The sequence below is a fragment of the Gemmiger sp. genome (genome assembly GCF_057431175.1).
The window spans coordinates 20,337-28,884 of sequence record NZ_DBMDDV010000036.1 but is presented as its reverse complement, the minus strand read 5'-3'; the positions used below and the strand labels follow the sequence as shown (position 1 = coordinate 28,884).

The window sequence follows — 8,548 nt, the reverse complement described above, 5'->3', positions numbered from 1 at the left end:
TGCGCGTGCATCACGCGGGTGTTGGCGTCGCAGCGGTCTTGCAACTGCGCGGCCACCCGGGCCAGCCAGGCGGTGTGGGCGGTCTGCTGCTCGGCGCGGCGGCCCGGCAAAATGGCAGACAAAAAGCCCGCATCCCCGGCAGGGGCGGCCTCCGGCGTGATGGGCGCGGCGACCAGCGGCGCAAGGCTGCGGGGGGCACGGTGGCAGACGGTTTGGGGCAGAGCCGCGCCCAGCGGCACTGCGGGCTGGTCCCCGGGGGTGAGCACGCCAGGGGCCACGGTCAGGCCGGGGGTGCGCCGCACCGCCAGCCCGCCGTTTAAAATCACGAGCGCGAGGCCCCAGATATCGACCTCATCGCCGAAGGCCAGCGCCGCCGACCCGCGCACACGGCGGCCATTGACAAAGACGCCGTTGCGGCTGCGGTCGTAAATACCGAACGATGTACCGTCAAAACGAAGCTCGGCATGGTACTGGGTGATGTACTGCTGCCCGCCGCTGGAAAAGGTGAACTGCAGCCCGCAGTCCGCCGCGCTGCCGATGTAGATGCTGCCCGGGCGCACGCGGTAACGGTCATAGGCGGCAAAGGGCGACGTCTGCTGTCGGACCAGTAGCACGAGCGCCACCCGCCCGGAAAGGCAGTAGGCAAGGCTGTCCCCTGCTTGCACGGGCTGGCCCGCGTAGGGTATGCCCACATGGCGCAGGCTGGCGGTGCAGGGGCCGGTAAAATGCCAGCCGCCCGCCGCAGACAATGTCAAGGCGATGTCCCGCCCCAGGCCGAAGCGGTCGGCGCGGGCGCAGAGGGTGACATTTTCAGCAGCAGGCAGCAAAAAGTCCTGCCGGGCGGATTCACTGTATACCGATAAGAGAGTCAGCATGGTAGGACCTCGAATGTGTGGATTTTTGTGGGGAGCATTGTAGGGGGCGGCGTTGCGGGGTTGCGAAGCAAACTGGCGGCGCTCGTTGTGCGCCGCCAAGCGCCCGGCCCCTGCATGGCCGCGATGTTTTGGGGCGCACCTTATTTATATTCCCGCCAGATATCTTCCCTCAGTTTTTTCTCGTTCTTATGATAGGTTTTTGTGGTCACGATGGTGGCAATCAGCGAGGCGGCCAGGCCCGCCAGCCCCACCGCAAACACAATCTGTCCGGTTGTCAGCATGGCGGTCCTCCTTAGTTCAGCCAGCCTGCGGTGCGCAGCTGGGCCATCAGGTTTTCCAGTTCGGTCATCGACATATCATTCGCGCCGTTCGCCGCGGCCTGCTGGTATTTCTGCTTCGCCGTGTCGTAGCAGGCGGCCACGGCGGTGTAATCCCGCGCCGCAGCGTCCTTTTTGCTCTGCATATCGGCGTACAGGAACGCAAGCTCCATGTCGGGGCGGTAGTCGCTGGGGTAGGCCTGCTGCAAGTTCAGCAGCGTGGCCTCGGCGGCGGTGTCGTCCCCGGCCTTGTGCTGCATGGCGTACAGGCTCAGGCCCGTGGTCAGGCCGCCCTGGCCGTTGGCCTCGATCTGCTGCAAGACCGCAATGCCCTTTTGCAGGGAATCGGCGGCGGTGTCCGGCCAGGCTGCGGCGGCTTCGCCGTAGGCGGTCGCCAACAGCTGGCGGTGGGCCAGCGTGTAGCCGGTGGGTAGGCGCTGGGCGGCTTCCTCTAACAGGGGGATGACCTCGGCAAGGTGGTCAGTCTGCACCACGCCGCCGCTGGTGTAAAGCTGCGCCGCTGCCAGATACGCGCGGCTCAGGGCATTATTGTCGGTCTCGGCGTCCAAAACTTGGCGATACATCGTCCACGCCTGGGCGGTGTCGCCTTGCAGGGCGTACAGCTCGGCCAGCACGCCGTCGCGGTCGGCGTCGCCCAGCGTCAGGGCCTGGGCAGTGTTCAGCGTGGCGATGGCCGCGCTCTCGTCGCCGGTCTTGGCCTGGGCCATTGCCAGCCCCCGGTAGTACCGGGCGTTCGTATCGTCGCGCCGGATGGCCTTCTGGTAAGCGGTCACAGACTCGGCGTACTGGCCCAGCTCGTAGTAACAGTTGGCCAGAATGCAGTAGAACTCGCCGTCGGCAGCGGTGTCCTTGGCGGGATCCAGCATTTCGGAAGTCAGCGCACCCTCGGCCAGGTCAACGGCGCTCTGGTAGTCGCCTCGGTGGTAGAACACCGTCGCCAGCGCGGTGTACCCTTCTACGTGGCGGGGCATCGTGTCCACGGCGGCGCGCAGGGTCGCGTCCGCGGCGGCGTACTGCCCATCCTCGTCCTGGGCACGGCCCTCGGCGACCTGCTCCAAGTAATTGTTGATGCGCTCCCCCCGCAGCAGATTCGCGCCGTACAGCGTCAGGCCGGCGCTGGCAAGCCAGGCAGCGCACAGCACTCCCACCGTGGCACGCCGCGCCGCCACAAAATGGCGGTAGCGGCGGTCAAGTTTGTCCACATCCTGCAAGGCGCGCAGCATCTCGTCGGCGCTGGCAAAGCGGTTTTTCTGCTGCTTGGACATGGCGCGGCGGATAATGCTGACCATCGTGCGGCTGATGGCCGGGCGGTGGGCGGTCACGTCGGTGACCGGGTCGAGCGAACGCTCTGGCGTGGCGGCTGTGACCATGTAGTACATCGTTGCGCCGATGGCGTACACGTCGGTGCGCACGCTCAGCGGGCCATAGGCCCCGGCACTGGCCGTGACCGCCGCCGAGAAGGACGGCTGGGAGCTGCGGCGCACCAATGGATTAGAGGGGGCGGCGGAGGGGGCCGACGACAGCGGCGCAGGCGCGGCATACTCCGTCGGGGCGGCCATAACGGTGGCCGCCGTGGGGGATACGGTCGGGGCGGCGGGCTGCCCCACTGCCCCGGTGGGCGCGGCCAAGTATTGCTCGGGCGCGGCGTAGCCCTTGGTCACGCCGACGACGGTGTCGTCGCCCTGGAACACGAGCGAGGTGTTGAAGTCGATCAGGCAGATGTCCCCCTGCCCGGTGATCATGATGTTGTGCGGCTTGATATCGCAGTGCAGAATCGGCGGCGTCTGGGCGTGCAGGTAGGCCACGACCTCGCAGAGCTGGCAGGCCCAGCGATGGGCCAACGGCTGCGGCACGCGGCCATTCTGCTTGACATACTGCTGCAGATCCACACCAGGGATGTAGTCCATGATGGTGTACAGGCACCCATCCTCGCCCGGGATAACGTCGTAGATGCGGGGCAGGTATTGATGCTTGAGGCCCTTTAAAATATTGGCCTCGTTCTGCTGATCCAGGCGGCCAATGTATTTGCGCTTGATGCGCTTGATGACGACCTCGACGTCCAGGCCCTTTTTGTGGGCGCGGAATAGGTCGCCCATGCCGCCCTTGGCGTCCAGCGGGCGGATATTTTCATAGTCGCTGCCCAGCATAAAGTCCATGTGGTTTCCCCTTTTACTTGTTCAAATCGGCGTATTTGTGGGCAGCAAAGTCGTCGTCGCTCAAGAAAGCGATATCATCGACCTGCCACATACCGTCCTGCCAGACCATGCAGATGGTGCGGTGGTTGCTGTTGATCTCCCGCACAGCGGTGTCGCGATCCTCGCGCACGCACATATAGCTGGCGTTGACGGTCAGGCTGTACGTGCCCCAGGTGATGGAGCTGCCGTCCAGCGTGCAGGACGCGGTGGAGGTGTCGTAGGTGTTGCCGGCGTTCAGGTCGCTGAACACGTGGCTGCTCTGCTCGTCGGTGTTGCGCGCGGTCGAGAAGCGCATCTCGCTCAAATCGTGGTCGTTAACGGCATTGAGGAAGGCTTTGTAGTAGTTCAGCGCGACGTTTTCCAGGAAAGCGTCGTCTGGTTCCAGGTAGCCGTCCTCGCTGCCGCTGTACAAAAAGTCGCTGTCGGACAAGGTGATTTCACTGCCCTGGTCGGCGGTGTACCAGATCGCGGCGGCACGCCAGTTGCCGCCCTGGTTCGCGATGACGCGCAGCTGGGCCGCGTCGCCCAGTGCGGTCTTGCTCAGGGCGGCGTCGCCGTTCTGCACGGTGGCGGCGGCGTTCTGGCCGTTGATGGTGATGGTCGCACCGTCGGGCACGCCGTGCAGCACCACGCTGTCAGCGGTCGCGGCGACAGCCTGCGGCTCTGTGGTGGGGGCCGCCGTGGCGGCGGGGGCCGGGGTCTGGGCGGGCTGTGCGGTGGGTTCGGCGGCGGGGGTGTCGGCGGTGCTCCCCCCTGTCGGGGCCTCGGCGGCAGGCAAGGCGGTCTCGCCGGTGGTCTCGTCGGGGACGATCTCCTCAACTAAGCCGAGTTTCTGGGGAATTTTTTCCAGGCCCAGCATGAAGTAGTCGTTGGCAAAGTAGAGCCCGCCGCCCGCCAGGATGAGCACAGCCAGCACGATGACGAAGATGAGCGGACCGTTGCCGGGCTTTTTCTCTTTTTTGGCGCCGGAAAAAACCTCGGGTTCCGGCGGAGTCTGCCAGGTGGGGTTGGGAGTGATGGGCTGCGTGGGCTGGACAGACTGCGGGAAGGGAGATTGGGCAGGCGCGGGGTTTGGTGCGGGGGCGGCCTGCGGGGGTTCCGGGGTGGCTGCGGCAGACTGCGGCGGGATGGGGGCAGAGTTACTATTTGGCCCTACGTTCACAGGGTTGGGGTCAGACGGCGCGGCCGATGCGAACAGTGGGGCGGTGGCTTCGGGGGCCGGGGGCGTTTCGGGCTGGGGCGCAGCAGCGGGCTGTTCGGCGATGGGTGCGGCGGGTTCATCGAAGCCGAAGATGCGGGTGGCACCCTCGTCCTCGCCGGGTTCCGGGGCTGGGGTCAAAATGCGGGTCGCGTCGTCGTCCGGGTATTCTAGTTCAGACACGGTGGCAGCCTGCGGTTTTTCCGGAGTGGCTGCAGCAGACTGCGGCGGGATAGGGGCATCCTGTCCCACGGTTGCCGGGGTCGGTTCAACTACCGACACGGCGGGCGTTTCCGGCTCTTCCGGGCGCGGGGGCACGGGTACCTTGGGCGGCTCATTGGCCGCGTCGGGCTGGACGCGCACCGGCGCACCGCAGGCCGGGCAGAATTTCGCATTGGCATAGGCAATCGGCTTGCCACAATTTCCACAGAACATAACGGTCTCCCCTTTTATCAATACAATTTTCCGGGCGCACATATGTAGGGGTCGGCGTCCCCGACGCCCCGGGAACCGGGCGCACACACAGGTGCGCCCCTACGGATTCTCAAAACAAAAAACGCCCGCTGCCCTGCCCCTCGGCAAGATCGTTGTCCTGCGTGGCAGGCGATCTTCCCAGCTGGATGCAGGTCAACGGACGCTTTCCCGGGCTGCCCAGGAATTTGAAACGGCCCGGATGATGGATGGATATGGATATAATGAATGGCGTAAGTAAAGGCGGCTTACAGGTACTTGACGACCAGCTTGTCCACGAAGGGAACTGCCACGGTGCCCTGGTTCAGCGCTTTCACGCCCAAAACCATCAGGAAGATCTTCTCGGCCAGGTAAATCAGATCTTTGACCAGGGTCACGATATCGTTCAGCACAGGCACGCTGATGTAGGCGTTGAACAGATTGCCAGCGTCGCTGATGATGCTCAGCACGTCCGGCACATAGCCCACGGCCTGAATGACAAAGGTAAAGAACAGGTAGACGGCCACCGCCTTGACAGCGGACAGGCGCAGCCACTGGTTATCCTCAACCAGCAACACGTAACCGGCCAGCACCAGCAGACCCAGCAGGCTGCCGGACAGGGCGGTCAGGTAGATGGCGGCGCCCAGCAGGCCCACCGAAATGCCCAATTTTGCTTTTTGCATCGTTATTTTCCTCTTTTCTCTAGCTTAGAAGCGGGTGCCGCACTCGGCGCAGAACTGCGCATCGGCGGGCATTTTCACGCCGCAGTTGGGGCAGAATTTGACAGCCGGAGCCGCAGGTGCGGACTGCACCGGAGTCGTCGGTGCCTCCACCGGGACAGCGGGTGCCGGGGCCACCGGGGCGGCCTGGACAGGCTGCTGCGGGGCGGGCACAGCCACCGGCGCAGGGGCCGGGGCAACGGGGATGGGTGTACCGCAGATGCCGCAGAACGCAGCGCCCTTGACCAGCTCGGCACCGCAGTTCGGGCAGTGGGGCACGGCGCGCAGTTCCGTGATTTTTGCACGGCAGGCTGCGATATTTTGTTCAGCCTCGGCCACAGAGGCGACCAGCCCCGCAAAGGCATCCTCGGCGTCCTTGCGGTGCAGCTCCATGTACTGCTTGCCGATCATGCCGTACAGCGTATTGATGCGGTTTTCCTCCGCCGAAATCTGCGAGTTGAGCCGCGCGACGTCCGTCAAGTCCTTGCCCTTCTGGATCGTTTTCGTGCTGGCATCGGTGATTTTCTTGCTCAGATCATCAAAAAAAGCCATGTCATTTTCCCGCCCTTTCTGGAAATTCTCTTTACCTATTATAATACAAATTGCGCCTTATTTTGTCAATGCTTATTGGGATTTTCTCGAGGGGAAATGCAGTTGATTTTATACGGCCCCAAGCTCCATTTTGACGATGGGCATCTTCATCATGCCATCGCCTGCAACGCTCTACACAGTTAGCGTTATCTAGCTCAAGTATGCCTACCCACGACAAAATGTCAACTGCCTCTTGACAAATCGAAAACGCCGTCTATAATTATCTTTGGTAATTACCTTTGGTAATCATCAATCTACACAGAAGGAGCCCCCCTATGACCGTCAAGCTCATCAAGCAAATGATCGACGCGTGCCGTTTGGGCAAGCGGGCGTGCGACATGATGCCGCCGCTGCCAAAAGACGTTCTGCCGTCGTATATTCATGTTCTGGACACTGTCCACACGCTGGAAGCGGCGAGCGGGCCTGTGCGCGTGTCCGACATCAGCGACGCGCTGGGCCTGCCACGGCCCGGCGTGACCCGTACCGTCAAGGAGATGGAGGCTAAAGGCTACCTGACCAAATCGGCCAGCCCCGACGACGGCCGCGTCACCTACATCACCGCCACCGAAGCGGGCCGCCAGCTGTGTGATAAGTACGATACACAGTACTTTTCCGAGCTTTTACCTGCCTTGCAGGACATCCCGGAGGAGGATGCCGCCTGCATGATTCGCACTATCGAGACGCTGTATCAGGTCTTAGCCGAAAGGAGAAATAACGTTGGTAAGCAATAAATCTGATTTTACCCAGGGGAACATCCTGCACAAGCTGACCCTGTTCATGCTGCCCATTCTGGGTGCGCTGGTCCTGCAGGCCGCCTACGGCGCGGTCGATCTGCTCGTCGTCGGGCATTTTGGCACCACGGCGGGCCTGTCCGGCGTATCCACCGGCAGCCAGGTCCTCAACCTCGTCACTTTCGTCGTCACGCAGCTTGCCATGGGCGTGACCGTGCTCATCGGGCGCTACCTTGGCGAGAAGCACCCCGAACAAATCGGCGCTGTTTTGGGCGGTGCCGCGTTCGTTTTCTCGATTCTGGCCGCCGTGCTGTTCGTCGTCATGGTCGTGTTTGCACAGCCCATCGCCGTACTGATGCAGGCCCCCGAGGCCGCGCTGGGCCAGACCGTGAACTACGTGCGCATCTGCGGGTGCGGCATTTTCTTTATTGTGGCGTACAATTTATTGTCCGCTGCGTTCCGCGGCCTGGGCGACAGCCGTTCGCCGCTGATTTTCGTTCTCGTCGCCTGCATCGTCAACATCGTGGGTGATCTTGTACTCGTGGCCGGGTTCGGCCTGGACGCGGCGGGTGCGGCACTGGCTACCGTGCTGGCCCAGGCCATCAGTGTCGTCTGTGCGCTGGTCATGCTGCGGCGGAAGGACCTGTCTTTCACGGTGCGCCGAGCCGACGTGCGGCTGAATCCCCAGTGCCGCAAGTTTTTGTCCATCGGGTTGCCGCTGGCTTTGCAGGAATTTTTGACCCAGTTCTCCTTTTTGGCACTCTGTGCCTTCGTCAATCGACTGGGACTGGAGGCATCGTCCGGGTACGGTGTTGCGTGCAAAATCGTCAATTTTTCCATGCTCATCCCCAGTGCGCTCATGCAGTCGATGGCGTCCTTCGTGGCACAGAACGTCGGCGCGGGCAACCAGAGGCGGGCCAAGCAGTCGATGTACACCGGCCTTGGCATCGGGCTGGTCATCGGCTGCGCGGTGTTTGCGCTGGTGTTCTGGAAGGGTGATGTGCTGGCCGGGCTGTTCACCAAGAACGCGGCGGTCGTGGCAAACGCCTTTGCCTATTTGAAGGGGTTTGCACCGGAAACCATCGGAACAGCGATTCTTTTCACGATGCTGGGTTACTTTAACGGCAACAATCAGACCGTATTCACGATGGCGCAGGGCATCATCCAAACGCTGCTGGTGCGCCTGCCGCTGGCCTATTACATGAGCATCCAGCCCAACGCGAACTTGACGAACATCGGCATTGCCGCCCCTGTCTCGACAGGGGTAGGCGTGCTGCTCTGTGTCGGTTTCTACGTGTGGTGGAACCGGAAGCTGGCGAAGCAGTCGAAGGTGTAAGGGTCGGCCCCCAGAAGAATCCCTCCGGCCGTCCACGGCGTCCACCTCCCTTTGACAAGGGAGGCTTTAAAAAGGTTTCCTTGTCAAAAGGGGCTGCCCGCGTTAAGCGGGCTGG

Annotated in this window: 8 protein-coding genes; 2 read left to right on the top strand and 6 right to left on the bottom strand. The window is 62.9% G+C overall.

What is annotated here, in order from left to right; translation table 11 throughout:
• From ACZO0A_RS11385 to ACZO0A_RS11360, 6 genes are all read right to left on the bottom strand, one after another.
• Positions 1-875: FHA domain-containing protein (locus ACZO0A_RS11385; protein ID WP_486846349.1), on the bottom strand; the 875-nt coding region annotated here is incomplete at its 3' end.
• A 140-nt stretch (positions 876-1,015) separates the two neighbouring features.
• Positions 1,016-1,156, bottom strand: coding sequence for a hypothetical protein (locus tag ACZO0A_RS11380; RefSeq protein ID WP_291212712.1), 141 nt, complete (start codon positions 1,154-1,156; stop codon positions 1,016-1,018).
• A gap of 11 nt (positions 1,157-1,167) precedes the next feature.
• Complete coding sequence (locus ACZO0A_RS11375; protein ID WP_302376384.1) at positions 1,168-3,369, bottom strand: protein kinase domain-containing protein; 2,202 nt, start codon at positions 3,367-3,369, stop codon at positions 1,168-1,170.
• A 13-nt stretch (positions 3,370-3,382) separates the two neighbouring features.
• Positions 3,383-5,041 carry a zinc-ribbon domain-containing protein gene (locus tag ACZO0A_RS11370; protein WP_302376385.1) on the bottom strand — a complete coding sequence of 553 codons (1,659 nt, stop codon included), beginning with the start codon at positions 5,039-5,041 and terminating at the stop codon, positions 3,383-3,385.
• Between the two features lie 284 nt (positions 5,042-5,325).
• On the bottom strand, positions 5,326-5,739 hold the full coding sequence (locus ACZO0A_RS11365) for a hypothetical protein (RefSeq protein ID WP_302150335.1): 414 nt from the start codon (positions 5,737-5,739) through the stop codon (positions 5,326-5,328).
• Between the two features lie 24 nt (positions 5,740-5,763).
• Positions 5,764-6,327: a zinc ribbon domain-containing protein gene (locus tag ACZO0A_RS11360; RefSeq protein WP_294718817.1), complete on the bottom strand. Its 564-nt coding sequence runs from the start codon at positions 6,325-6,327 to the stop codon at positions 5,764-5,766.
• Positions 6,328-6,641: 314 nt separating this feature from the next.
• Here ACZO0A_RS11360 and ACZO0A_RS11355 point away from each other — a divergent pair, with 314 nt between their 5' ends.
• Together ACZO0A_RS11355 and ACZO0A_RS11350 are read left to right on the top strand one after the other, a co-directional pair.
• Positions 6,642-7,097: a MarR family winged helix-turn-helix transcriptional regulator gene (locus ACZO0A_RS11355; protein WP_294718819.1), complete on the top strand. Its 456-nt coding sequence runs from the start codon at positions 6,642-6,644 to the stop codon at positions 7,095-7,097.
• The gene (locus ACZO0A_RS11350; RefSeq protein WP_302376390.1) at positions 7,084-8,433 is read left to right on the top strand and encodes an MATE family efflux transporter; all 1,350 of its coding nucleotides are present in this window, start codon (positions 7,084-7,086) and stop codon (positions 8,431-8,433) included. The genes ACZO0A_RS11355 and ACZO0A_RS11350 overlap by 14 nt, the downstream gene beginning before the upstream one ends.
• The last annotated feature ends 115 nt before the right edge of the window (positions 8,434-8,548 follow it).